The sequence below is a fragment of the Paraburkholderia sp. 35.1 genome, from assembly GCF_050436525.1.
Lineage (GTDB): Bacteria > Pseudomonadota > Gammaproteobacteria > Burkholderiales > Burkholderiaceae > Paraburkholderia > Paraburkholderia tuberum.
In genome coordinates this window covers 2,332,126-2,355,812 of sequence record NZ_JBNDMJ010000002.1, presented here as the reverse complement: position 1 = coordinate 2,355,812, position 23,687 = coordinate 2,332,126, and the positions used below count along the sequence as shown (strand labels likewise).

The following is a 23,687-nucleotide window of genomic DNA, read 5'->3' as shown; positions in this document are numbered from 1 at the left end:
TCGATCCTTTAAACGACGAGCATTGCTTCATTGTTTTCTGAGTCTGGATTGCGGTTCAGGTGTCGCACCACATACTTCAATCTAACCGGTTACGATCATGACTCGAAACGATTTTCCTGACGTACAGGCTGCCGCGCCCCTCACCAACGAGGACGGCCTCCTCGGTTCCGTGATGTGGATCTGCGAGCGCTACGGTTGCGGCAAGACGGCGCAGGCGCTCACCGCGGGGCTGCCGAAGAGCGGCATGCTTTTGCCGTCACTGGCGCTCGACTCCCTGTCAAACGCGGGCCTCACGGCGGGCTTGGTGGAGCGTCGTCTGCAACTGCTGCCGGAGCACGTGCTGCCGGTCATCTTGCTGCATCGCCGCACGGGTGGCTGCGTCCTGCTGGGTCGGCGTGCGAATCCGGACAAGGAAGCCAAAAGCCGCGTTCTATATCAGGTGATGGTGCCGGAAATTGGTCCCGAGCCCGTGGAGTACACCCAAGAGGAAATGGACGAAATCTATTCGGGCTACGCCATTCTTGTCAAGCCGACGGCCAAAGTCGAACTGCGCGAAGGGGATAGCGTCGAACCGGCCGGCCACTGGTTGCTGGGCACGCTATGGCGTTATCGACGCTACTACGCGAGTGCTGCGCTCGGTGCATTGCTGATCAATGTGCTCGGCCTTGCCAGCGTCTTTTTCACGATGAACGTGTATGACCGCGTGGTCCCGAACCAGGCCTACGTCACCCTCTGGTCGCTCGCGATCGGGGTTGGAATTGCGATGCTGTTCGAAGCGATCTCGCGCCATGTACGTAGCCATTTACTCGACGTCGCCGGCAAGAAAGCCGACCTGGTCATGGGCACGCTTTTGTTCCGCCAGGCGCTCTCCATCCGCATGGAGCACAAACCGTCGTCAGCAGGGTCATTCGCCAACCAGTTGCGCGAGTTCGAGTCGGTGCGCGACTTCGCAACCTCTGCCACGCTCTCTGCAATTTCCGATCTGCCATTCGTGCTCGTCTTTGTAGGCGTGGTATTCGCGGTCGGCGGTTCGCTCGGCTGGGTGCCGTTGCTGATGATTCCGTTGATCATCGGTGTGAGTCTGTTGGTGCAATGGCCGCTCGCGCGGATCATGAAAGCGAACCTCAAGGAGGCGTCGCTCAAGCAGGGTGTGCTGATCGAATCGGTTGAAGGTCTGGAAACACTCAAGGCGGTGGGTGGCGAAGGGCATATGCAAAAGCGCTGGGAGTCTTTCAGCGCGATGGCGGCATCTTCTTCGATGAAGTCGCGTCAGATTTCCAGCAAGGCGACGAGCTTCATTACCTTGTTGCAGCAGTTGCAGACCGTGGTGCTGGTCGTGTTCGGCGTCTACCTGATCGACGCAGGCGAGCTCACGCAAGGCGCGTTGATCGGTACGGTGATGCTGGCTGGCCGGATTACTGCGCCGCTGAGCCAGGTGATGGGACTCGCCTTGCGCTTCCAGCAGGCAAAGGCCGCGCTACATTCGTTGAATAGCTTGATGGCGATGCCTGTCGATCGCGATTCATCGCGCACGTATCTGCCGAAGCCTTCGCTCTCGGGGCAAATCACCCTGAAGGACGTCTGCTTCTCGTATCCCACACAGGAGATGCAACCGAATCCGCCGGTTCTGAAGGACGTCAATTTGAGCATCCAGTCCGGCGAGCGGGTTGCTATCCTGGGCCGCATTGGGAGCGGTAAATCGACCCTTCTGCGTGTGATGGCGCGTCTTTACGCGCCGGTCGGAGGGCAGATGTTCACGGACGGTCTGGACGTTGAGCAGATTGACCTCGCCGACTGGCGCAAAGCTGTGGGGTACGTGGGCCAGGACGCGCGTCTTTTTCACGGCAGTCTGCGCGAAAACGTGATGATCGGACGGCCTGAAGCGAGCGCCGACGAGTTTCTACGCGTGATACGTTTGACAGGGCTTGATCATGTCGCTAGCCGCCACCCACGGGGTATCAACCTCCCAATCGGAGAAGGTGGTGCGGGCATCTCCGGTGGCCAGCGTCAGCTGGTGTCGCTGGCCCGCAGCCTCCTTGCCCGGCCGGAGCTCCTGTTGCTCGATGAGCCGACGAGCGCAATGGACGCCCAAACCGAGGCGCTCTTCCTTGAACATCTCGCGCGTGCAACTGCGGGGCAGGCGATCGTTGTGGTGACCCATCGCCCATCCTTGCTGGCCCTGGTTGACCGGATTGTCGTAGTCGAAGAAGGCAAGGTCGTGGCCGATGGTCCGAAGGACAAGATCCTCGCGATGCTGTCAGGCAAGAGCGAACCGGCAGCGGTGGATGGAACGCCGAAGCGCGCGCGACCGGGCACCTCGCCCGGCGTCGCGGCCGCAACAAATACGCCCGTGGCGCCTCAGGCCGTTGCCGCGAAGATCAGGATCATGAGCGCCAAAGAGACGGTACCGGCAGCCGCTGCGCAAGCGGGTAGTACGCAGGCAGGCGCACCGAACAAGGAGCAATCGCAATGAACTTCAATATTTTCAAACGAGGCAAGAAAAAGGCTAAGCTCGCCAAAGGCGACGCTGCTTTCATGAGCGACATCCGGGAATCGCTGCTGACGCAGTCGACGCCGGGCTCAATGATCATGCTTTACGTCATTCTCACGGTCCTGGCCGGCGGTCTGACCTGGGCGTACTTTGCGCGCGTGGAGGAGATAACGCACGGCGAGGGGACCATCATTTCGAAGAGCCGCGAACAGGTCATCCAGAGTCTTGAGGGCGGCATTCTCGAACAACTGGACGTACGTGAAGGCGACATTGTCAAGAAGGGACAAGTGCTGGCAAAGATCGATCCGACGCGAGCCGAGACGAGCTATCGCGAAGCGTGGTCCAAGTCAGTAGGACTGAAGGCGACGATTGCGCGTTTGCGTGCCGAGGCGTACGAGCAGCCGCTGACGTTTCCTGACGACGTGAAAGCCGTGCCTACGGTCGTGAAGCAGGAGACGCTTGCTTACAACGCGCGACGTCGTGCACTGAACGATAGCGTGGCCGCGTTGGAAAAGAGCTACTCGCTGTCGAGCAAGGAAATTGGCCTGGCCGAGCCGCTGGCGGCCAAAGGTCTTGTTTCTGAAGTCGAACTGCTCCGCATGCGCCGGCAGGCAAACGAGCTGCGCTCACAGATCGTCGAGCGTCGCAACAGATTTCAGGCCGACGCAAACTCGGAACTCACGAAGCTGGAACTCGAACTGGCGCAAACCAGCGAAACCGTAGTGGGTCGTGCGGATGTTCTACAGCGTACGACTGTGATTGCACCGGTGTACGGCACGGTGAAGAATATACGCTTCAACACGATTGGCGGGGTCATCCAGCCGGGCGAGCACATCATGGAAATTGTCCCGCTGGAAGATCAATTGCTCGTCGAGGCACGCATCAAGCCTTCGGACGTCGCATTCCTGCATCCTAATCAACCGTCCACCGTGAAGATTACGGCTTACGACTACGGAATTTATGGAGGCTTGAAAGGCACGGTTCAGCACATCAGCCCCGACACGCTCAAGGACGACCAGAAGGCCGCCGCGGGCCGGCCCGATGCGACGTATTACCGCGTGCTTGTGCTGACAGACTCCAGTGAGTTGCATGCAGGCGGAAAAAGCTTACCGATTCTGCCCGGGATGGTTGCGACGGTCGACATCCGTACCGGTGAGAAAACCATTCTTGACTACATTCTGAAGCCGATTTTCAAGGCTCGGGAAGCGTTCCGGGAGCGGTGATTATCTCGTTGGATCTGGTGACTTCCGGTAATGCCATGCACGGGTGAGCATGGAGGAAACCGGAAGATTCCCGGTTGGAAGCCCGCGTCTTTCCGGGTCTGCATGCCGTGGTCGGAAGAAGCTCGCTGCGCTGGAGCGCGCCTGACCCGGCACGACACGCTGCGGCGCTTGGAATGATTCGCGCGTCGTTGTTGATCGTGGCGCTACGGTACGCATGATTGCGGCCGGTTGAACCAGCAAGAGGCGAATCCAATGACTACGACTACGCAGATCAACGTATTGCCGGTGCTCAAGACCGGATCAATGACATAGCGAAGGGTGCAACCATGGTCATAACTGCGACGGCGCTATGACGATTCCCTAATCTTACTGTGTCAGATAATTAGTTGCGCGCTCTATTGCCATACAGGAAGAGAGCCATCGTTGCATGATCCTTAGTCCAAGCAGGATGCGCAACGTAGTAATGGAATCAGGAACGTGGCGTTGAGCGCGCTGGACTGCCCCGGGGGATGTAATCCGGGGGAAGGGCAGACAGCGCGCGTTCAAGGAAGTTTTTTTATCGCGTCCATCTGATTGCATTCGGAGTCGCTGAGCCATCAGAAACCCATACGCAGCGAGACTCAGTGTGGCGTGGTGGTGAAAGCCACGCCAGCCTCGCCCTTCATAATGACCGAGCCCGAACTCCTGTTTCAGGTCCTGATAGTCGCGCTCGATGCGCCAGCGCATTTTGGTCACGAACACAAGCTGCTCAAGTGTCGCCTCCTCGGGCGCGGTAGTGAGAAAGTATTTGAGCGGCTCCGGTTCGCCATCAGGCCATTCAATAAGCAGCCACTCTTCGTCGCGAACGGTGCGTCGCCAATAGTCGCGATGTGCGGGACGAACCCATACGGCGGCAAAGCGCGAGGAAAGTGCCGCGTTGCTGCCTTCGCGCCAGGTTACGGATTGCCAGGCGCTTACGGGTAATTGCATGGCCAGTTCCTTCACGGCGATCGGCTCGTAGCCGGGCGCACGGCGCAACAATGTCGGTGGCTTGCCGCGCCCGCTCCAGGGCTTGGGCGGAAGCGGCGCCGTACCTGGTGCCCACACAGAGGTGCCCGGCCGGATCCCTACCGCGTACAACAAACCCAGTTCCGTTACGCCTTCCCGGAAAGCGGTTTCGTCGCCATACCCGGCATCGGCCAGCACAATGCCCGGTGCAACGCCGGATGCCATAGCCTCGCGAAGCTGGGCCAGCGCAATCTGAGGCTTGGTCTCGAAGGCCAGATCGTCGGGAATGCCCGCTGGGACATACAGCTGCCAGGCAATCGGCAGGCTGCCGCGTTGCGTCGCGATCGACAGGCTCACTGCAACCTGGCAGTTGTCCTGCTTTCCAAGTTGCCTAAAGTACTGACGTGCCACCCCGACCGAATGACGTCCCTTCTTTGGAAAGCCGGTGTCGTCAATGATCCAGTAGTAGCCGTTTTCTTCAGCAGCGTGTTAAAGGAAGAGACGTCTGTCGGCGTAATTGCGGGCGACTAAGGCGGTTTTGGGACTGTCATTTGCTGAACGCGAGAAGTGTCCGCTCGCCAACATCTGCCTGCGAACGGCAGCGAAGCGACCTGCAGCCTTCGCCGTCAAACGGGCGAGCGTCAGCTTTGGCCGACGTGGCGACCGGATCAGTCGGCGCGCGACCCGCAACGGTGGATCGGATTTGGTCCTTCGGTCGGCGGGGGGGGGGGGTATGCCGGGAGAGGCGCAATTCGAGCATTCGGAGCGGGTCGCCGCACTGACATCCACCTGCCGATAACGCCTTTAGCTGGGTTGTGCCCGTAAATCGGAGGCTCTACATCTTTCGTTTTGCTTGCATTTTTCGTTCTTTATTGAGTCGCGTCGGCAACGGTTTTTTCATCTTTATTGTTTTCTTTTTTCTTTTTTTTGTGGGCAAACACGAGCGTGACCAGCAGGTTCAGGTCGAGTCTTCTGAGATTAACCACGGCAATACCTGACATATTGGGAATTCATTTCCAATATACCTCGGCGATGCCTATCGTGACTGTTTTCAGCCACGAAGGTCCCATCATGAACGTTCTCATCATCTATGCGCATCCCGAACCGAAATCGTTGAACGGTTCGCTGAAGGACTTCACTGTCCGCCATCTCGAACGCGCCGGCCATACGGTGCAGGTGTCCGATCTGTACGCGATGAACCGGAAAGCGTCGCTAGACGCACACGACACCAGCGAGCGTCACAGCGGCGAGCGCTTCGTCGCGTCGCTCGAATCGAAGCATGCGTTCGAGAACGGCCTGCAGAGCGAGGACATCGCGCGTGAGCACCACAGCGGAAACTGCAGGATCACCGCATCGGCCCACTTCAGCGTCTATGCGTACGGTCTCGCGTATGACGTCGGCGAGCATTCCGATGCGCGCTGGGGCGAGCGTTATGGCGAGGGCCGTTTCGCGGGCAAGCGCGCGATGCTGATCGTCACGACGGGCGGCTGGGAGTCGCACTACAGCGCACGCGGCATCAACGGTCCGATCGACGACGTGCTGTTCCCGATCCAGCACGGTGTGCTGTATTACCCCGGCTTCGAGGTATTGCCGCCGTTCGTCGTCTATCGCACGAGCCGCGTCGACGATGCGAAGTATGCCGAGGTCAGCGAGGCGCTCGGGCGACGGCTCGACACGCTGTAGACGGCCGCGCCGATCGCGTTCCTGCCGCAGAACGGCGGCGCGTATGAGATTCCGGCGCTCACATTGCGGGACGATCTGGCGCCGGGGCGGGTGGGGTTTGCCGCGCACGTTGAAGATGCGGGCGCAGAGACGGCAACTGAAGCCGATGAAGCGACCAAAGCCTGACTGGATCGTATGTTTCGCTGAAATTTGGTTGTAAGTCGCCATTGCTACAGTCGTTCGCGGACATAGGCCGAGGCATGCTGGGGCGCTCTTCTTCGGATGCCTGACGAACGTAAGCAGCCGGAAGCAAGCGCAAGGGGCGACTCACCATGAATCCAGTCCATACGTTCTGGCTCATTCTGATGCTGATCGCATCGCCGGCGTGGGCGTTCCAGTCGCGCGTCGTCGCGATTCCGAGCGCGGCGATGCATCGTACGTTCGACGCAACCGTCGTGCTGCCCGATCGATACGCGCGTGGCAACCAGGCCGCGCGCTTTCCGGTCGTCTACGTGCTACATGGCTCGGGCGGCGATTACACGGACTGGACCGCGAATTCGCATATCGGCAAGCTCGCCGACCGCTATCACGTGATCCTCGTGATGCCCGACGGCGGCCGCGACAGCTGGTACATCGATAGCCCCGTCGATCCGCGCAGCCGCTACGAAACCTACGTGGGTACGGAAGTGGTGGCCTATATCGACAGCCATTTCCGCACGATCGCGACGAAGCAGGCGCGCGCTATCACGGGCTTGAGCATGGGCGGCTTCGGCGCGCTACGCATTGCGCTCGACCGGCCCGACGCTTTCGGCGCGGCGGGCAGCATCAGCGGTGCGGTGGACCCGCGCGGGAGCGAGGACGAGCCCGGCATCGAGCGGGTGTTCGGCGACCCGATGCAATATGCGGACTTCTGGAACCGCAAGGCGATCGTCGCGAGTGCGGAGGATTTCGGCCGCGACCATATCGCGCTGACGATCGATTGCGGCGTGAACGACTCGCTCGTGCAGTCGAACCGGCTGCTGCACGAGCGGCTCGTCGAACTCGGCGTGCCGCACGATTACGCCGAGCGGCCCGGCGGCCATACGTGGAAGTACTGGTCGAACGCGGTCAAATATCAGGTGCTGTTCTTTGCCGGCACGTTCAGGCAGGCGGCGCGCGAAATGCGTGACGCGCACGCCGCGGCCGCGGCCTGACGGCGGACGGCTATCCGCGTCAATCGATTCCGTGAAACACCGCGTCGTCCGGTCCCAGGTAGACCGGCGGGCGCCACGCGGCATCGCGCATCGAATGCTGGACCTGTTTGTCGACACCGAGCAGCACCGCGAAAATCGCCATCCGCACCGGAATGCCGTTGTCGGTCTGCCGGAAAATCGCGAGCCGCGAATCGTGATTGAGGTCGGTGCTCAAATCGTTCGCGTCGGGCCGGCTGTCGCGCGGCAGCGGGTGCATGATCAGCGTTTCGGCGCCGCACACGCTATCGACGAGCGCCTGGTTGATCTGGAAGTCGGGCGTGTAGCCTTCGAACGATTCGTCGGTGAAGCGCTCCTTCTGGATGCGCGTCGCGTATACGACGTCGGCGCCGCGCAAGCCAGTGCGCAGGTCGTGCGTCTGTTCGATCACGTGAGCGTTGCGCGAAATCTGCTCGATGATATAGCCCGGCAACTCGAGCATCGGCGGCGAAATCAGCGTGAACTTGATGCCGCGATAGAGCGCCAGCAGCTTCACGAGCGAATGCACGGTACGTCCGTACTTGAGGTCGCCGACCAGCGCGATGTGCGCGCCGTCGACGATCTTGCCGAGCCGCGAGAACTCGCGCTGGATCGTGTAGAGATCGAGCAGCGCCTGGCTTGGATGCTCGCCGGGACCGTCGCCGCCGTTGATCACCGGCACGTTGGTCGCGCGCGCGAATTCGGCCACCGAGCCTTGCTCCGGGTGGCGGATCACCAGCGCGTCGACATAGCCGCTCATCACCCGGCTCGTGTCGTAGATCGATTCTCCCTTCGCCATCGACGAAAACGTGAAGCCGGTCGTGTCGCACACCGAGCCGCCGAGCCGGCAGAACGCCGCGCCGAAGCTCACACGGGTACGCGTGCTCGCCTCGAAGAACAGATTGCCGAGCACCGCGCCTTCGAGCACGCGCGAGATTTTGCGGCGCCGGGCGATCGGCTGCATGATGTCGGCGACGCGAAAGAGCGCCTCGACCGAGTCGCGCGAAAACTGATCGACCGACAGCAGCTGCGGCTTGCCCTCGAACAGAATCTGGCTTGCGAGCGATTGCGAGTCTACGCTTTGCGTATATCCTTCGCCCGGCTCCGTGTTCGCGACGATCTCCGACACGAAACGCTCGACGATTTCCGGCATCGCCCGCGATTCCTGCGAGTCGTCCGGCAGCAGCCACGTATCCAGCGCCCGGCGCGACACGCCGATGCGGTTAGCGAACGTATCGCGCGTCATGTTCAGGCGACGCATCGCATCGCGTAGGAAGGCTTGTTGCGGAACGCTCATGAGGGCACCTGTCGCAAAAGTGGGGTCGGCGGGAGTAAGGCAGCAAAACGCGTTGATGTACGCGGTGCGTATATTAGTTTCCGGCGCGTAGAAGTCAAGCGTTTTCCTTCGCGAGCTGGTTCGCGAGGCGCCGAAGACCCTGCGACGCGGGTTTCGCGGTTACACTGCGGTCCATGCACTCCGGCCCCACGTTCCCGCTCCGTTCTTCGACCTTCGCCCGCGTCGCTCTGGCGAGCGCGGCGGTCGCACGCGCGATCGGTGTTTCGCGCAACGTCGGCGCCAAAGCCAAAAAACAGCCGCTCATCTGACCGGAGCACGCTGTTCCGTCGTCAGATGTGCGACGGAACGACCGGTCGACCGCCCGCCTGCGGCTTTCTCCTCTGTTCTCCCTCGCACCGCTGACCCGGAATCGATACGGTCGTCATCGAGGTAGAAAACATGTCTGATTTCTCGGGTATCTGGATTCCGCTGATCACGCCGTTCGCCGACGGCGCCGTCGATCACGCCGCGTTGCGTGCGCTGGTGCGTCGCTATGCGGAGGCCGGCGTGGCCGGGCTCGTCGCGCTCGGCACGACCGGCGAGCCCGCCACGCTCGACGCCGCCGAACAGGACGCCGTGCTCGCGACGATTCTCGACGCGGTGCAAGCCGTCAGTGCGTCGCCGCAGCGGCGCGCGTTGCCGGTGCTGGTCGGCGTCTCGGGCAATCACACGGCGAGCATGCGCGCGCGGATCGAGCAGTTGAATCCGTTGCCGATTGCCGGCGTGCTAATCGCCGCGCCGTATTACACCCGGCCCTCGCAGGACGGCATCGTCGCGCATTTCAGCGCACTCGCGGACGCGAGCGCGCATCCAGTCGTGCTCTACGATATTCCGCAACGCACCGGCGTGCGGCTCGACCTCGACACGCTGCTGACGCTCGCCGTGCATCCGCGAATTCAGGCGATCAAGGATTGCGCCGGTTCGCTCGACACGACGCTCGCGCTGATTCGCGACGGCCGTCTGCAAGTGCTCGCGGGCAACGACCTCGAGCTCTTCTCGACGGTGTGCGCGGGTGGAAGCGGGGCGATCGCGGCGTCGGCGCATTGGCGGCCCGAGCGTTTCGTCGCGCTTTATCGCGCGTTGACGCAGGGCAAGCTCGACGAAGGACGACGCATTTTTCACGCGCTCGTGCCGCAGATCCAGCTCGCGTTCGCGGAACCGAATCCCGCGCCGGTGAAGGCGCTGCTCGCGGCGAGGGGATGGGTGCGCAACGAATTGCGTTTGCCGATGACGCGTGCGAGCGAGGCGTTGACCGAACGGCTCGCGGCGTTGGGGGAGACGCTGCTCAGATAGAGACTCCGCTTGCGGCCATCGTTCTGCCGCGGAGCATTGCGCCGAAGTCGTCGGCGTTGATCGGCTTGCCGAGCAGGTAGCCCTGCACTTCGTCGCACATCATCGAGCACAGCTTGTCGAGTTGCGATTGGGTTTCGACGCCCTCGGCGACCACGTCCATTTCGAGCGAGTGCGCGAGCGCGATGATCGCCGACACGATTGCGCTGCCCGCGGCGCCGTTCGCGTCGAGACCGTTGATGAAGAAGCGATCGATCTTCAACTGCTTCACCTGGAAGCGCTGCAGATACGCGAGGCTCGAATAGCCGGTGCCGAAGTCGTCGATCGAGATGTCGAAGCCGCTCGCCTGAAACGCGCGGATTACTTCGACGGTGCGCGCGGCATCATGCATCGCTACGGTCTCGGTGATCTCGAACATGATCTGCTCGCACGCGACGTCCTCGCTCCTGACGATGTCGAGGATCGTCTCGACGAGGTCCGGTTGCAACAGCTGACGCGGCGACAGGTTGATCGCCACCTTCATCGCCGGCAGGCCCTGTTCGATCCAGCCGCGAATGCGCCGGCAGGTTTCGCGCACGACCCAGTAGCCGATCTGCACGATCTGCCCGGAGCGCTCGGCGACCGGGATGAACTCGGCCGGCATCAGCGCGCCCATCTCCGGATCGTGCAGGCGGATCAGCGCCTCGGCGCCCGCGAGCGCGTCGCCGCCGCGCTCAAATTTCGGCTGGAACAGCAGCGAGAAACGATCATTCGCGAAGGCGTCGTGCAGCACTTGCTGGATCCGCAGCGTGCGCGTGGCGGCCTCGTTCATGCTGCGCTCGAAGAAGCGGTAGGTGCCGCGGCCGGCGCGCTTCGCTTCGTACATCGCGGCGTCCGCGTGCTGGAGCAGCGTCTCGACGCTGTCGCCATCGCGCGGATAGAGCGCAATGCCGATGCTCGGCATCACCTGCAGCGGTTGTTCGTCGCTCCACGTGCCCTGGCGCATCCGGTGAAGCACGCCGTCGGCGAGCGCGGCCGCGTCGTCGCCGCACGTAAGATGTTCAGTGAGCACGACGAACTCGTCGCCGCCGAGCCGCGCGACGGTGTCGCTCGAACGCACGCATTGCTGCAGGCGTTGCGCGAATGCGGACAGCACCGCGTCGCCAGCCGAGTGACCGAGCGAATCGTTGATCGTCTTGAAGCCGTCGAGATCCATGAACAGCACCGCGAACGACGTACGCTGGCGGCGCGCGCCGCTGATCGCGCGTTCGATCCGCTCGGTCAGCGTCGCGCGGTTCGGCAGGCCCGTCAGCGCGTCGAGCGTCGCGAGCCGCACGATCTGGCCGTTCAGCCGCGACACCGCGCCGAGCAGGAAGGTGGTGCGCACGTCGAAGCGCGACAGCATCAGCGTGACGATCAGCACCGCGAACGTGAGCAGGACCACCGAGGTGGCGAGCCATTGCGCATTCATGTCGTTGGCCGCGCCGCAGATCGCGCCCGGCGCGAAGTCGGCGGCGGCCATGCCGCTGTAGTGCATGCCGCTGATCGCGACGCCCATCACCAGCGCCGCGGCGAGACGTTTGCGCGCGATATGACGCTCGTCTTCGTTGCTGAGCGCGCGCGCCATCCACAGCGCGGCGCTCGACGCGCCGATCGCGATCGCGATCGAGGTCGCGAACCATGCCGGCTGGTAGTGGATCGCGGGCGCCATGCGCAGCGCCGCCATTCCGGTGTAATGCATGCCGGCGATAGCGATCCCCATCGCCACGCCGCCCATCAGCAGCCGGACCGGCGTCAGGCGCTGCTGGGTCGTCAGCGAGAGCGCCAGATACGAAGCGCCGATCGCGAGGGCCAGCGAGCAGGCGGTCGTCGCCGGGTCGTAGCCGAGCGGGATAGGCAGCGAGAACGCGAGCATCGCGACGAAGTGCATCGACCAGATGCCGACACCGAGCGCGAACGCGCCGCCGAGCCGCCATGCATGCCGCCGGCGCGTCGAGCCGAGCAGGAAGATGCGGCCCGTCAGATCGAGCGCGGTGTACGACGCGAGGGTCGCGACCGCGAACGAAATCGCGACGAGCCAGAAATTATATGAACTCTGCATATTGGGTCCGCCGGGAGGAGTCCGGCTGGACATGTTATCGGCACTTTTCGAACTTTGTTCAACTTATTTGCGATTTGCGAACAGAAGCAAAACCGGCGCGCGGACGGCGGCGGATGCCGCGCTGGAACGCGTGTCGGATTGCGAGTCACGCTATGCATCGGAGCGTGGATCGGACGGCGGATCGGCGTCCTCGCGGCTCAGCGGGAAGCCTTCGTCCAGCCAGCCGGTGACGCCGCCCGCCATCAGCTTGACGGGCCGCCCCAACTGGGCGAGCCGCAGTGCGCCGCGCGCCGCGCCGTTGCAGTGCGTGCCCGCGCAGTAGGTGACGAACAGCGTGTCCGGCGCATAAGCCGCGAGCTTCGACGTGACGATCTTGCCGTGCGGCAGATTCAGCGCGCCCGGCACGTGGCCCTGCGCGAACAGCGCGGGACTGCGCACGTCGAGCAGCACGAAGCCGGGCGCGCCGCTCGCGAGCGCGGCGTGGACGTCGGCGCAATCGGTTTCGAAGCGCAGCGACGCCTGGAAGTGCGCGAGCGCGGCGGCGCTGTCGGCGGCGGGGATCGCGGTGACGGCGTTCGGGACGGTGGTGAGGTTGTCGTGAGTCATGGCAAACAGGGGTGAGTTGATCGGGTGGTGGGGCGCGCGCGTTTCAGGCACGGTCGATTGTGACGAGCGGCGGGTCGCCCGGTAAGTGGCGTGATCGTCAATCTTCGGTAACATTGCGCCATGCACAATCATCTCGTCGTCGCGCTGGCCTACGACCGGCTTTGCACCTTCGAATTCGGCTGCGTGACCGAACTGTTCGCGCTCGAGCGTCCCGAGCTCGGCGTGCCGTGGTATCGCTTCGCGGTCTGCGCGAGCGAGCCCGGTCCGATCCGCGCGGCGGGCGGCATCACGCTGGCCGCGCCCTACACGCTGAAGCTGCTCGCGAGCGCCGACACGATCGTGATTCCGGGTTGGCGCGATGCCGACGAGGTGCCGCCGGCCGCGCTGCTGCGCAGGCTTCGCGCGGCTTACGAGCGCGGCGCGCGGCTCTGCTCGATCTGCTCGGGCGTGTTCGTGCTCGCGGCGGCCGGCGTGCTCGACGGCAAGACCGTGACGACCCACTGGCGCTACGCGGACAAGTTGCAGCAGCGCTATCCGCAACTGCGTGTGCAGCCCGACGCGCTGTATGTCGATGAAGGGCAGGTGATCACCTCGGCGGGATCGGCGGCCGGGCTCGACATGCTGCTGCATCTGGTGCGGCGCGATCATGGCGGCGCGGTCGCGAATCGCGTCGCGCAACGGCTCGTGGTGCCGCCGCATCGCGAGGGTGGCCAGGCGCAGTTCGTGCCGCGCCCGATGCCGCCCGACGAAAGCGGACGTATCGCGAAGCTGATGGACTGGGTGCGCAGCCATGCGGCCGAGCCGCATACGCTGCGCTCGCTCGCCGGGCGCGCGGCGATGAGCCCGCGCACGCTGCAACGGCAGTTCCGCGACGCGACCGGCATGGCGCCTTATGAATGGCTCGTCAGGGAGCGCGTCGCGCTTGCGCGTGAGTTGCTCGAAGCCGCGACGCCGCTGCCGATGGCGCGCGTCGCCGAGCTGGCGGGGTTCGGGTCGGAGGAGTCGCTGCGGCGGCATTTTCGCCGGATCGCGTTGACGAGTCCGGGGGCGTATCGGCGCAGGTTCGGTGGGGAGGGGTGAGTCCAGCAGGTCGTAAGCACAATGGATGCGACACATTGATGACGTTGGACATGTATTCGAACCAACATAGCGCGTTCGTCAGCAACAGGAGCGCGGTCGCGTTGAACGCCAACAACGATGCATAGAACTCGAAGTTCGAGCCTGTCGAGCACGCCCACTGGCGATACCCGTAGGCAAGCAGCCCGCCGATCGCCACTGCCGCGACAAGCAACGACAGCCACCTCACTGCATCCCGGTTGAACGCGCATTGAATTCGCGGCACGCCCCGAGGTCACAGCAGCAGGCACGGAGCTCACGTCGAGCTTGCCCATTCAACGGAACCCGCTATGTCCGATATCGCAAAGATCATCGCCAACTTCAACGCCGGGCGAGACCCCGAACGACTCGCGATGAAATACAAAGCCATGCGCGGCTCGCCGTTCGTGTTTCTGCGCGGCACCTGCCATCTGTTCTATGCGCGTCTGCCGCGCGCGAACGTACTCGACGACGCGCCGCACGTGTGGATCTGCGGCGACATGCACCTCGAAAATTTCGGCAGCTACAAGGGCGACAATCGCCTCGTCTACTTCGACAACAACGACTTCGACGAAGCCTGTCTCGCGCCGGTTCCGTACGAGCTCGTGCGTCTGTTGACGAGCGTGCTGGTCGGCGCGGCCAACCTGAAGCTGAGCCGCGCTGAAGCGCTCGCGCTGTGCCACACCGCTCTCGATGCCTACGGCGCCGCGCTCGCGTACGGCAAGTCGCGCTGGATCGAAGCGGAGACCGCGACCGGCATGGTGCGCGATCTGTTCGTCGCGCTCGCGAGCCGCACGCGCGCCGCGCATCTGGACCGTCGCACGGTGCTCAAGGGCAAAACGCGCATGCTGAAGGTCGACGGCAAGAAAGCGCTGCCCGTCAGCGATGAACGGCGTGCCGCGGTCGCGCAGTTCATGCAGCAGTTCGCGGTGACGGAGCCGAATCCCGAGTTCTACCGCACGCTAGATGTCGCGCGCCGCATTGCGGGGACGGGCAGCCTCGGTGTCGATCGCTATGTGATTCTGGTCGAGGGCAAGGGCTCGCCCGATGGCAACTACCTGATCGATTTGAAAGAGGCGCTGCCGTCATCGGTGAGTGCGCACGTGACGGCGACGCAGCCGAAGTGGCAGACCGAGGCACAGCGTGTCGTCGAAGTGCAGCGGCGCAATCAGGCGGTCTCGCAGGCCTTTTTGCACGCGGTGGAATTCCACCAGCGCTCCTATGTGCTGCGGAGCTTGCAGCCATCGGAAGATCGCGTCGCGCTTGCCGACTGGGACGGCAAGCTGCCGCGGCTCGAGGCAGTGATCAACAGCATGGCCGAGTTGAGCGCGTGGGCGCATCTGCGCAGCGGAGGGCGGCAGAAGTCGGCGATCGCGGACGATCTGATCGCGTTTGGCAGTCGGCGCGATTGGCAACTGCCGTTGATCGATCTGGCGACGCAGTGTGAGGCGCAGGTCGCGGCGGACTGGAAGGCTTATTGCGAAGCTTATGATCGGGGAACCTTCGAGACGAGTGGCACGGGCAACTGAAGCGTTGCATTGGAGGGCCGGCGCGGGCGTCAGGGCTGCGGACGGCGTCGCGGTGATCGGCGGCGATCGATGACGATCGGGGAAGTTGCGCGGGCCATGACCGCTCGCGATTGACGAAGCGGGAAGCGGAGCAGGATCACGTGTGCGCGGGCCGTACGAGCCGCGCGGCGAAAGTCGCGTTGTCTCATACGTGCCCCAGCACCTTCCACCAAAGCGGCCCAACGACCAGCCAGGCCACCATGTAAAACAGGCTCATCAAAAATCCCGCCTTCCACCATTCGCCCTGGGTCACGTAGCCCGCGCCGAACATGACGGGACCGGAGCCGATGCCATATTGCGTCAGGCAGCCGTTCACATTGCTCAGAATCCCGAGCGAGACTGCGGCGACGAAGGGCGGGATACCGGCGGCGACCATCAGTGCCATGGAGAGCGGAAACAGCGCGCTGATATGCGCGGTGGCGCTGGCGAAAAAGTAGTGAATGTAAACGTAGATCGCCGCCACCATCATATAGACCGCCAGCATCGGAAAGCCCGCGAGATGCGCGCCGAATTCCTTGCCGAACCAGCTCACCATGCCATATTCGTTGAGCTTGGAGGCCAGCATGATGAGCAGGCCGATCCAGATCATCGTGTCCCAGGCGGACTTCTCGTTCAGCGCGTCCTGCCAGGTCAGCACGCCGCTGATGAAAAGCAACGAAACGCCGATCGCCGCCGCGAGCGTCGCGCCGACGCCGAGATCGTCGCCGAACACCCACAGCACCAGCAAGCCAACGAAGATGCACGCCATGATGATTTCTTTGACCGAGATGGGCCCCATCGTCGTGAGCTCTCGTTGCGCGAGGTCGGTGGCATCGGGGGTGCGTCTGACCTGCGGCGGGGCGATCCACAGCATGGCGATCGGAATCACGGCGAGGCACAGCAGACCGGGGATCGACGCCGCCAACGCCCAGTCGAGCCAGCTGATCGACACGCCCTGGTCCGCGGCCAGCCTGACCGCCAGCGGATTGCCCGCCATCGCCGTGATGAACATGCCCGCCGTGATGATGTTCGCGTGGAAGGCGCAGAGAATCAGGTAGCGTCCCACCTTCACGCGTGATTCCGGATCGTCGGCGTGACTGCCCAGCACTTCGGAAATGGCTCGCGTGATCGGCAACATCACGCCGCCCGCGCGCGCGGTGATGCTCGGCATCGCGGGGGAGATCACGAGTTCGGTCAACACGAGCCCGTAGCCGAGCCCCGTCGTTCGCTTTCCCAGCAATCGCATGAACAGAAGCGCGATCCGGCGGCCAAGGCCGGTCTTGATCACGCCGCGTGAAATGAAAAACGCGAGCATCACGAGCCATACGAGGTCGGTGCCGGTGGATTTGGTGACGTCGGCAAACGACAGAACGCCGACGAGCACGCCAATGGTCGAGCCGATGATGGCAACCACCGACATCGGCAGCGGGGCGGTCATGATGCCGGCAATGGTCGCGACGAACACGGCGAACATATGCCACGCCTTCGGCTGGAGGCCGGCGGGCGCGGGCAGAAACCACAGCGCGACGCCGACCGCGATCGGTACCAGATATTTCCAGACGCCGGCCGGCAGTCCGACCGAGGGCTTCGGCGTGGCGGGAGGCGAGCTGGTGGGCCGTGAAACCTTGGCAGGTGTAGGAGCCATGATGGACCTCGTGCCGGCGTGGTTGGGTATTTTCGGAGTGCGCGGGAAGGCGTCACCGCACGTGGAGCACGCTTTCCGTCGCGTCCTTGACGATGCGCGCGCTACCGAGCAAGGTCTCGCGCTCGATAGGGTCGAGTTCCGGATAGGCGATCAACCGCGCGCCCGCGCCATTGACGACCATTGGCAGCGACACGCACACGTCCGGTACGCCTTCCACTTCGGGCTGGACGATGCCAACCGTGAGAATCAGATCGGTGTCGTGCACGATGGCCTCGCAGATCCTTCCTATCGCGCTGGCGATGCCGTAATGGGTGGCGCCTTTGCCTTCCTTGATGAGCTTCGCCGCCTCGTGGACGGAGCGCAGGATCAGATCCCTGCTGGCGGGGCCCAGCTCCTTGCCGTTGCGCGTCAGGAAGGTTTCGAGGGGCATGCCGCAGACCGTTGCGGCGGACCACTGGATCACGGCCGATTCGCCGTGCTCGCCGAGCACATAGGCGTGAATCGCGGAGGCCACCACGCCGAGCCGCTCGGACAGCAGGGAGCGCAGCCGCCCGGTATCGAGCGAGGTGCCCGTGCTGATGACGCGTTCACGCTCGCAACGCAGTTGGTCGTAAACGGCGCCGGTCAGCACGTCGCATGGGTTGGTCGCGATCAGATAGATGGCGTCGGGCGCGAGCGGCGCGATCCGCCCGACGATTTCGGTCGCGATGTCCGCATTGATTCTGGCAAGGTGCAGGCGAGTCTCGCCGGGTTTGACGCCGGCGCCGGCCGTGATCACGACGATGTCGGCGTCACGCGCGTCTTCGTAGTCCCCTGCGCGAAAACGGCTGTGCCCCCAGAGTGCCGCGGCGTGGGCGAGATCGAGAACCTGTCCCTCAGCGCGCACCCGCGCGACATCGATGATGACGACTTTCGCGCTCGGAATGGCCAACGCCACGAACAGGGCTGCCGATCCCCCGACCAGCCCCGCGCCGACGATAACGATCTTGGCCTGCCGCATAGCGAACCTCGTCAAGTTCGGGCTTCAGCCCCCTCGAAGCATAGTCGCATGCGCGCGTTTGCCATCAATCGGACCTTGGTCCTACACGGCGGCGGCGCGTTTTTCACGCGGTCCGCTCAACCCATTGACTCCGCCAATCCGGGGCCTCGAACGGATCAGCAAAATACTGCGTCTCGTGGACGACCTTGCCTTCGCGGAACTCCATCACGCTGACCGTGTAAGCGATGCGCCCCTGATAGTTGATCGTGTACTCGGTGATCCACAGACTGCCCTCGCCTTGAATTCGCCTGATCGCGAAACCCGATGGCTTGCCGGGATGATGGCCGCGCAGAGCCTGCAAATTGGTTCGTCCATGAATTCGCTCGCCTGATTGGGGATAGTCGCAGATCGCATCGTCGGCGTAGATAGCGTGTTCGGCGTCGAGATCGCCGTCCGCCGACGCTCGCCAGTGTGCGTTCAAGGCTTCACGTATCGCTTGTTCGTTCATGGAGTGCCTCCAGAGTCGGGTGTTGCAGTCGACCAACCGCGCGTTGCCGTCGCGTTGAAATTTCGCCGCCAGCGCATAGTCTGCGCCATAAATCCCTGGCCCCACCCTTGCTGCAAGTACTCCCCCGGACGTGCAAAAAATGTCTGGCGCCTGCAGGGATTGCTCGCCGAGTAGTCCGGTCATTCGGACTGCCGGCCGGCCCGCGCGGGCCGAGACATCCGCTTGCCGTCTCCTTTGTTGCGAAGTCTCTGCAGAGAAGGCGAGCGCTCGGTGAGCATTGGCGACATCTGTTGCTCCGCCCGCCGCGCGCCCGCGAACTGCTGCCTGAATTCAACCGGTGTCATGTCCTTGGCGGCTTTGAATTGCCGGTTGAAATTCGCGACGTTCGCGAATCCGGAGCGCGTCGCAATGACGGAAATCGGCGCTTGCGTATCGGTCAACATCCGGCATGCGTGGCCGATTCGTACGCGCGTCACGTAGCGCCCGACGCTCTCGCCAAGATGCTGCGTGAAATGCCGCGTCAACGAGCGCTCGGAAAGCCCCGACGCCTTGGCCAGCGCGGAAAGCCGAAGCGGATGCGCGAACTGTGTTTCGATCAACGCGAGCACGCGATTGATTTGATCGGATTCGTGGCCAGTCGGCGTGCCGGTTCGCGCGTCGAATGCGCTTGGGGACGCGAGCGGCGTGGCGGGGAGCGCCGACAGCAGATCCAGTACATCGAGCGCCGCCTGCAAGCGTTCGCGCGGTTTGTCGGACAGCAGGCGGTCGAGGTGTTCGCGCATGCGTGTGCCGGCACCGTCTTCGAACGCGAGGCCGCAGGCCGCTCTGCGCAACAGGTCGCAAAGTCCGTTGTATTCGGGGCAGACATCGGCGAGTCGCCGCACCCACGCGCCGTCGAACCATACGACGATCGCGACCTGCGGGTGCGCCGCGTCGATCGAACGGTTCGAGGCCCAAGTGTGCGGCAGATTCGGGGGCACCAGCACCAGATCGTCCGCGCCGTAGGTCGCGACGGAGTCTCCGATGTACCGCTTGCCCTGACTGTTCATCGTCAGCGTCAGCTCGTACTCGGGATGGTTGTGCCATTCGAAAGGGATGCGGGGCAGCCGGCGGTGGTAAACCCTGACCGAACAGTCCCGGCCAAAATCCACATGTTCAAAAGCGGCTTTCATGTCCGAAATCGTCAAATCTTTGACCGGATAGTATCACGCAGGCGGCGATCGTTCGCGTACGCTTCAAGCATCAGAAACCACATGGAGACGATGCCATGGCCTTGCAAATCGACGACCTGCCGCCAGCCATCCGTCAAGCGAAGCGCCAACTGCGCGCGATGCTGCCGAACTACCGCGACGTGTTCGCCGACGTCGAAGCGGCGATGACGAAGGAGGCGGAGCGAATCGCGACGCTGCGTGAGCGCGGCGAGCCGGTCATTCCGGAAATCCAGTTCGCCGACATCGTGGCGAACCGGGTCACCGACGAGCAGATCGCGCTCGTCAAAGCGCGCGGCGCCTGTGTGATCCGCAAGGTGTTCGGCCGGTCGCTCGTCGAGCAATGGGATCAGGACATCGCCGACTACGTCGAGCGCAACGACCTCGACGCAAAGCTGCAGAATCGCGCGGAAGACAAGTACTTTGGGCAGCTCGCCTCGAGCAAGCCGCAAATCTACGGTGTGTACTGGTCGAAACCGCAGGTGCTCGCGCGGCAATCGACCGAGCTCACGCAGGCCCGCGTGTTCCTGAACCGGCTGTGGCGCACCGAAAGCGAAGGGCGCGTGCATTTCGATCCGAACCATGTGCCGGTGTATGCGGACCGCCTGCGCCGTCGGCCGCCCGGCTCGGAATCGCTCGGGTTGTCTGCGCATTGCGACGGCGGTTCGGTGGAGCGCTGGATCGAGCCGAACTTCCGCAAGGTCTATCGCCATGTGTTCTCGGGCCACTGGCGCGACTACGATCCGTTCGACGCCGCGTGGCGAACCGAAGTCGAGGAGATCGCATCGCCGGCCGTCTGCTCGATGTTCCGCACGTTTCAAGGCTGGACCGCGCTGACGCCGCAGGGTCCCGGCGACGGCACGCTGCAGTTGGTGCCGATGGCGAACTCGATGGTCTATATCCTGTTGCGCGCGCTTCAGGATGATGTCGCCGAAGACGATCTGTGCGGAGCGCTGCCGGGGCGCGCGCTGTCGATCAAGTCCGACTATCACGCGCCGCTGTTTCATGCGCTGTCGTCGATTCCGCTGATGCAGGCGGGCGACACCGTGTTCTGGCATAGCGACGTCATTCACGCGGTCGAGGACGCGCATCGCGGCAACGGCTATAGCAACGTGATGTATATCGCTTCGCTGCCGGGCTGCGCGAAGAACGATGCGTATCTGAAGCGGCAACTGCCGGGCTTTCTCGAAGGCAGGAGCCCGCCGGATTTTCCGGCCGATCATTTCGAAGTCGATTTCGTCGGCCGCGCCACGCCAGACGATCTCACCGAGCTTGGCCGTGCGCAAATGGGCTTCGACTTGTGACCGGAACGGGCATGGCCGCGTCTGGATCGGGAGCGGAACTTGCTGCGTCTTCAGCATGGCAACGACCTAAGGAGGACCGGCCATGGCAACCACACCGAACAAGGACGAAAACCCGATCCGCCCGGATCAGTCCGACGTCGTGCAGACGGATCTGCCCGACCTCGGTCCATCGCAGGATCCGGATGAGCCGCCGCTCGATCCCGACATCGACCCCGATCGCGAGGACGACAAGCCATAGACGAGCGCATTCGCCCGATAAAAAGAATCGAAGTGAAATGCGGGCGGAGCGCGCGGCGCGACTGGTCGACACCGAGGGACCCGAGAACGCGGTGCGCTGATGCCAAAGAGAAACGTTTGAGCGCGGCGTGTCCCTGAGCCGCTACAACTGACTCTCGATCGCGGCTTTATCGATGACCGACCAGACTTGCCGGATCTTGCCGTCACCAAACTCGTAGAAGACGTTCTCGGAAAACTCCACCCGTTTTCCTTGCACGGGAAGCCCAAGTAACGTGCCGATGGGTGTGCAGTCAAAATGCAATCGGCTTGCGATATGTGGCGGCTCGCAAACCAGCATCTGAATCTCGAAGTGCAGGTCGGGAATGTCGCGGAAGTCTCTTTCCAGCATCTCGCGATAGCCCGACAAACCGATTCGTTGGCCGTTGTACTTCACGTCTTCGCCAACGAAGTCTCGCAGCTTTGACCAGTCCTGCGTGTTCAGGCAGGCGATATAGCCGCGGTAGAGTTCCGGCAGATTGAATTCGCTCATCGCAATCGTCTTCCATGCTTCAGTGGATAAGCCGATTGTCGGCGATCCGAGACTTTGCGTTGCACGGCTGCCAGGGATTTTCGTCGGAAGCCGTAACTATCCGTTGCAGTGAACACCCCCGATGCGCGCCGCATCACCCTCGCACGCATGCCAGAAACCCCTCCAGACAAACCCGGATTGCTGCGCCGATTTCCCCGCTGCTATCGTTCGCTGGACAGTGTGGAAGCGCTTCCACTTAAGCGTTCACAGCAAGTTCGAACGCCAGCGCCTCGAGCTCCACCACACCCGGTTCAACGACCTCATCGGCAGGAGAGAATCCGTGGTAAACGACGCATCCGCAGTCATCGACGCCGCCCGTCCAACCGCTCACGGCGACCCGCATTCCGATCCATTCACACCGCCCGCCGATTCGTCGCTGTGGCGCCAGGATTTCCTGCTCGGCGCGGCCACCGCGTCGTATCAGATCGAAGGCGCGGTCAACGAAGACGGCCGCCTGCCGTCGATCTGGGACACGTTCTCGGCCACACCGGGCAAGGTATTGGCCGGCGACACCGGCGCCGTCGCGTGCGATCACTATCATCGCTGGGAACAGGACGTCGACCTGCTCGCGGGCCTCGGCCTCGAAGCGTACCGGCTGTCGACCGCATGGCCGCGTGTGATGGACGAAAACGGCACGCCGAACCGCAAGGGGCTCGACTTCTACAAGCGCCTGCTCGGACGGCTCAAAGAGAAGAACATCACGACTTTCGTCACGCTTTATCACTGGGATCTGCCTCAGCATCTCGAGGATCGCGGCGGCTGGCTCAATCGCGAAACCGCGTACCGTTTCGTCGATTACGCGGATCTGATGAGCCGCGAGCTGCACGGCCTCGTCGATGCGTGGGCGACGCTCAACGAGCCGTGGTGTTCGGCGTACCTCGGCTACGGCAACGGCCATCACGCGCCGGGACTCTCGAACCTGCGCTTCGCCGCGCAGGCCATGCATCATCTGCTGCTCGCGCACGGTCTCGCGATTCCGGTGCTGCGCGCGAACGATCCGCGCTCGCACAAGGGCATCGTCGCGAATGTCGGGCGCGGCACGCCGAATAGCGACAGCGCCGCCGACCGTCGCGCGGCCGAGCTGTTCGAAGTTCAGCACAACGCGTGGATTCTCGATCCGCTGTTCAAGGGCGAGTATCCGCAAGACCTGTTCGAGTTGTGGCCGGGCAGCGAGCCGCTCGTGCTCGAAGGCGACATGCAGACGATCAATACGCCGCTCGATTTTCTCGGCATCAACTATTATTTCCGCACCAACGTGGCGAGCGATGGTGGGCACGGTTTCAAGGACGTGCCGCTCGAGGGTGTCGAGCGCACGCAGATGGGCTGGGAGGTTTACCCTGACGGTCTTCGCGATCTGTTGACCGGTTTCAGGGATACCTATGCCAATCTGCCGCCGATCTACATCACCGAGAACGGCATGGCATCGGACGACAAGGTGATCGACGGCCGCGTCGAGGACACGCAGCGCATCTCGTTCCTGAAGCGCCATCTCGCCGCGGTCGATCAGGCGATCAAGGCGGGCGTCGACGTGCGCGGCTATTTCCTGTGGTCGCTGATGGACAACTTCGAGTGGGCTTTCGGCTATGAGCGGCGCTTCGGCATCGTGCACGTCGACTACCAAACGCAGAAGCGTACCGTCAAGCGCAGCGCGGAGCTGGTGTCGAAATTCCTCGAAGATCGCAACGCGCAAGCGCAATAAACACAATTAAAACG

At 63.2% G+C, this 23,687-nt stretch carries 19 protein-coding genes and 1 pseudogene; 10 read left to right on the top strand and 10 right to left on the bottom strand.

Annotation, left to right across the window (positions count from 1 at the left end; translation table 11 throughout):
• Positions 1–97: 97 nt before the first annotated feature.
• Both OKW27_RS16700 and OKW27_RS16695 read left to right on the top strand, forming a co-directional pair.
• A complete protein-coding gene (locus OKW27_RS16700; protein ID WP_429334133.1) occupies positions 98–2,473 on the top strand; it encodes a type I secretion system permease/ATPase in 2,376 nt (791 codons plus the stop codon).
• The gene (locus tag OKW27_RS16695; RefSeq protein ID WP_429334132.1) at positions 2,470–3,714 is read left to right on the top strand and encodes an HlyD family type I secretion periplasmic adaptor subunit; all 1,245 of its coding nucleotides are present in this window, start codon (positions 2,470–2,472) and stop codon (positions 3,712–3,714) included. Before OKW27_RS16700 ends, OKW27_RS16695 begins: the two co-directional genes overlap by 4 nt.
• Before the next feature lie 469 nt (positions 3,715–4,183).
• Here OKW27_RS16695 and OKW27_RS16690 read toward each other — a convergent pair.
• Both OKW27_RS16690 and OKW27_RS16685 read right to left on the bottom strand, forming a co-directional pair.
• Positions 4,184–5,175, bottom strand: a pseudogene (locus tag OKW27_RS16690) (IS701 family transposase); the annotation flags it as partial.
• 395 nt (positions 5,176–5,570) lie between these two features.
• Complete coding sequence (locus OKW27_RS16685) at positions 5,571–5,702, bottom strand: hypothetical protein (RefSeq protein WP_260321389.1); 132 nt, start codon at positions 5,700–5,702, stop codon at positions 5,571–5,573.
• Positions 5,703–5,772: 70 nt separating this feature from the next.
• Here OKW27_RS16685 and OKW27_RS16680 point away from each other — a divergent pair, with 70 nt between their 5' ends.
• Together OKW27_RS16680 and OKW27_RS16675 are read left to right on the top strand one after the other, a co-directional pair.
• Positions 5,773–6,384, top strand: a complete 612-nt coding sequence (locus OKW27_RS16680) for an NAD(P)H-dependent oxidoreductase (protein WP_429334131.1) — start codon at positions 5,773–5,775, stop codon at positions 6,382–6,384.
• 311 nt (positions 6,385–6,695) lie between these two features.
• The gene (locus tag OKW27_RS16675) at positions 6,696–7,556 is read left to right on the top strand and encodes an alpha/beta hydrolase (RefSeq protein WP_429334130.1); all 861 of its coding nucleotides are present in this window, start codon (positions 6,696–6,698) and stop codon (positions 7,554–7,556) included.
• A gap of 19 nt (positions 7,557–7,575) precedes the next feature.
• Here OKW27_RS16675 and OKW27_RS16670 read toward each other — a convergent pair whose 3' ends face one another.
• Positions 7,576–8,868: an aspartate carbamoyltransferase gene (locus OKW27_RS16670; protein ID WP_090806434.1), complete on the bottom strand. Its 1,293-nt coding sequence runs from the start codon at positions 8,866–8,868 to the stop codon at positions 7,576–7,578.
• 438 nt (positions 8,869–9,306) lie between these two features.
• Between OKW27_RS16670 and dapA the strand changes: the two genes are divergently transcribed.
• Complete coding sequence (dapA, locus tag OKW27_RS16665) at positions 9,307–10,200, top strand: 4-hydroxy-tetrahydrodipicolinate synthase (protein ID WP_429334129.1); 894 nt, start codon at positions 9,307–9,309, stop codon at positions 10,198–10,200.
• On the opposite strand, the gene OKW27_RS16660 is transcribed toward dapA, so the two are convergent.
• Together OKW27_RS16660 and OKW27_RS16655 are read right to left on the bottom strand one after the other, a co-directional pair.
• Complete coding sequence (locus OKW27_RS16660) at positions 10,193–12,277, bottom strand: putative bifunctional diguanylate cyclase/phosphodiesterase (protein ID WP_429334128.1); 2,085 nt, start codon at positions 12,275–12,277, stop codon at positions 10,193–10,195. The two genes, dapA and OKW27_RS16660, sit on opposite strands and share 8 nt — an antisense overlap.
• A gap of 150 nt (positions 12,278–12,427) precedes the next feature.
• On the bottom strand, positions 12,428–12,883 hold the full coding sequence (locus OKW27_RS16655) for a rhodanese-like domain-containing protein (protein WP_429334127.1): 456 nt from the start codon (positions 12,881–12,883) through the stop codon (positions 12,428–12,430).
• 120 nt (positions 12,884–13,003) lie between these two features.
• Here OKW27_RS16655 and ftrA point away from each other — a divergent pair, with 120 nt between their 5' ends.
• Both ftrA and OKW27_RS16645 read left to right on the top strand, forming a co-directional pair.
• A complete protein-coding gene (gene ftrA / locus OKW27_RS16650; RefSeq protein WP_187618914.1) occupies positions 13,004–13,963 on the top strand; it encodes a transcriptional regulator FtrA in 960 nt (319 codons plus the stop codon).
• Between the two features lie 326 nt (positions 13,964–14,289).
• Complete coding sequence (locus OKW27_RS16645) at positions 14,290–15,507, top strand: DUF2252 domain-containing protein (protein ID WP_429334126.1); 1,218 nt, start codon at positions 14,290–14,292, stop codon at positions 15,505–15,507.
• Between the two features lie 184 nt (positions 15,508–15,691).
• On the opposite strand, the gene OKW27_RS16640 is transcribed toward OKW27_RS16645, so the two are convergent.
• The 4 genes from OKW27_RS16640 to OKW27_RS16625 all read right to left on the bottom strand — a co-directional run bounded on the left by OKW27_RS16640 (position 15,692) and on the right by OKW27_RS16625 (position 19,829).
• Complete coding sequence (locus OKW27_RS16640; RefSeq protein ID WP_429334125.1) at positions 15,692–17,170, bottom strand: DASS family sodium-coupled anion symporter; 1,479 nt, start codon at positions 17,168–17,170, stop codon at positions 15,692–15,694.
• Between the two features lie 52 nt (positions 17,171–17,222).
• The gene (locus OKW27_RS16635; RefSeq protein WP_429334124.1) at positions 17,223–18,170 is read right to left on the bottom strand and encodes a lactate/malate family dehydrogenase; all 948 of its coding nucleotides are present in this window, start codon (positions 18,168–18,170) and stop codon (positions 17,223–17,225) included.
• Positions 18,171–18,273: 103 nt separating this feature from the next.
• On the bottom strand, positions 18,274–18,657 hold the full coding sequence (locus OKW27_RS16630; RefSeq protein ID WP_187613963.1) for a nuclear transport factor 2 family protein: 384 nt from the start codon (positions 18,655–18,657) through the stop codon (positions 18,274–18,276).
• A 179-nt stretch (positions 18,658–18,836) separates the two neighbouring features.
• The gene (locus tag OKW27_RS16625; RefSeq protein WP_429334123.1) at positions 18,837–19,829 is read right to left on the bottom strand and encodes a helix-turn-helix domain-containing protein; all 993 of its coding nucleotides are present in this window, start codon (positions 19,827–19,829) and stop codon (positions 18,837–18,839) included.
• 95 nt (positions 19,830–19,924) lie between these two features.
• Here OKW27_RS16625 and OKW27_RS16620 point away from each other — a divergent pair, with 95 nt between their 5' ends.
• Positions 19,925–21,169: a DUF1479 domain-containing protein gene (locus tag OKW27_RS16620; RefSeq protein ID WP_429334122.1), complete on the top strand. Its 1,245-nt coding sequence runs from the start codon at positions 19,925–19,927 to the stop codon at positions 21,167–21,169.
• 82 nt (positions 21,170–21,251) lie between these two features.
• The gene (locus tag OKW27_RS16615; protein WP_167368690.1) at positions 21,252–21,407 is read left to right on the top strand and encodes a hypothetical protein; all 156 of its coding nucleotides are present in this window, start codon (positions 21,252–21,254) and stop codon (positions 21,405–21,407) included.
• 141 nt (positions 21,408–21,548) lie between these two features.
• Here the strand turns inward: OKW27_RS16615 and OKW27_RS16610 are convergent, their stop codons facing one another.
• On the bottom strand, positions 21,549–21,935 hold the full coding sequence (locus tag OKW27_RS16610; RefSeq protein WP_429334121.1) for an ester cyclase: 387 nt from the start codon (positions 21,933–21,935) through the stop codon (positions 21,549–21,551).
• Positions 21,936–22,254: 319 nt separating this feature from the next.
• Between OKW27_RS16610 and OKW27_RS16605 the strand changes: the two genes are divergently transcribed.
• The gene (locus OKW27_RS16605; RefSeq protein WP_090810118.1) at positions 22,255–23,673 is read left to right on the top strand and encodes a GH1 family beta-glucosidase; all 1,419 of its coding nucleotides are present in this window, start codon (positions 22,255–22,257) and stop codon (positions 23,671–23,673) included.
• Positions 23,674–23,687: the final 14 nt, after the last annotated feature.